Source organism: Streptomyces solincola, assembly GCF_002982015.1.
Taxonomy (GTDB): Bacteria; Actinomycetota; Actinomycetes; order Streptomycetales; family Streptomycetaceae; genus Streptomyces; species Streptomyces solincola.
On sequence record NZ_PVLV01000368.1, the window covers coordinates 1 to 1,649 of the forward strand.

General features: G+C 74.5%; 2 protein-coding genes. One reads left to right on the top strand and one right to left on the bottom strand.

Features of this window, described 5'->3' with window-relative positions; genetic code table 11:
• Positions 1 to 113 precede the first annotated feature (113 nt).
• The gene (locus tag C6N75_RS21800) at positions 114 to 797 is read left to right on the top strand and encodes a class F sortase (RefSeq protein ID WP_105870593.1); all 684 of its coding nucleotides are present in this window, start codon (positions 114 to 116) and stop codon (positions 795 to 797) included.
• A 7-nt stretch (positions 798 to 804) separates the two neighbouring features.
• Here C6N75_RS21800 and C6N75_RS21805 read toward each other — a convergent pair whose 3' ends face one another.
• Positions 805 to 1,584 (bottom strand): TSUP family transporter, encoded by a 780-nt coding sequence (locus tag C6N75_RS21805; protein WP_105870594.1) that lies wholly within the window; start codon positions 1,582 to 1,584, stop codon positions 805 to 807.
• Between the last annotated feature and the right edge of the window lie 65 nt (positions 1,585 to 1,649).

Here is a 1,649-nt window from a genome sequence, read left to right on the forward strand (position 1 = left end):
CTCGTCGGCCGGTCGGGGAAGTGGGGCTCCCCACCCGCGCCGCGTGTGTCCCTCCAGACCGCGGCGCGGGTGGGGAGCCCCACTTCCCCGACCGGCCGACGAGGGAGGACGCCATGTCCGGCACCGCCTCGAACTCGGGCGACGCCCCCGCGGCCAAGCCCCGCGGCAAGGGCTGGGGCATCGCCGTGGCCGCCGTCGTCGGCCTGTGGATGATCCAGAACGGCTCGGCCGACCGGACGCCGCCGGCCCCCTCCGCCGCCCAGGCGTTCGCCGCGGGACCGCACCAGCACACCGACGCGGCCGCCGACCCGCTGCCGCCCGCCGCGCCCTACCGGCTGCGCATCCCCGACATCCGGGTGGACACCCCGGTGATGCGGCTGGGCCTGGCGAAGGACGGCAGCCTCCAGGTGCCGCCGGCCGGCAACCGCAACGTGGCCGGCTGGTTCCAGGACGGCACGGCCCCCGGCGCCGAGGGCACCGCGATCATGGCCGGCCATGTCGACAACGACCAGGGGCCGGCCGTCTTCTACTCCCTGGGCACCCTGCGCAAGGGCCACCGCATCGAGGTGGACCGCGCCGACGGGCGCACCGCCGTCTTCACCGTGGACGCCGTCGAGGTGTACGACAACGACGCCTTCCCCGACGAGAAGGTCTACGGCACGGCCGACCGGGCCGAGCTGCGGGTCATCACCTGCGGCGGGGCGTTCGACCGGAAGACCGGCGGCTACCAGGGCAACGTCGTCGCCTTCGGCCACCTCATCGGCGTACGCCGGACCGTGTCGGCGGCCACCGGGTAGCCGCGCCTCATGCCCACTGGTCGAAGGCCAGCTTGGCGACCAGCGCGAAGACCACCACCAGCAGCACCCCGCGGACGAACTCCGCGCCCCGGCTCAGCGCCATCCGCGCGCCCAGCATCCCGCCGGCCAGGTTGAACACCGCCATCAGCGCCGCCAACTGCCACAGCACCGTGCCCTGGTAGGCGAACACGGCCAGCGCGCCCGCGTTGGTGCAGACGTTGACGATCTTGGCGGTGGCGGAGGCGGTGACCAGGTTGAGGTGGAGCACCGCGGTCAGCGCCAGCACCAGGAAGGTGCCGGTGCCGGGGCCGAACAGCCCGTCGTAGAAGCCGATCCCGCCGCCGACCAGCACGATCGCGGTCACCGTGCGGACCCGCCCGACGGGTCCGGAGGCGGCCGCGGCCGTGCCGAAGCCGGGCCGCAGCACCACGAAGGCGGCCACGGCCAGCAGCACCACCATGATGACCGGGCGCAGCACCTCGCTGCTGATCCCGGCGGCGAAGAACGCGCCGCCCATCGACCCGGCCAGCGCGGCCAGCCCGATCCGCACCGCCGTGCCCACGCGGACCGGCGCCTTGCGCGCGTAGGTCACCGCCGCGCCGGTGGTGCCGACGATGGCCACCGCCTTGTTGGTGCCGAGCACATGGGCGGCGGACACCTGGGGCAGCCCGATCAGCAGCGCGGGCAGCAGAAGCAGCCCGCCGCCGCCCACCACGGCGTCGATCCAGCCGGCCACGAGGGCCGCGAGGCAGAGCATGACCAGGGTGGCCACCGAGATGTCGGGCATGGACACGACCCTATGAAGCCGATAGGTGCCCCGTCCACCGATTCCCTGGCCCCCCGCTTTCCCCC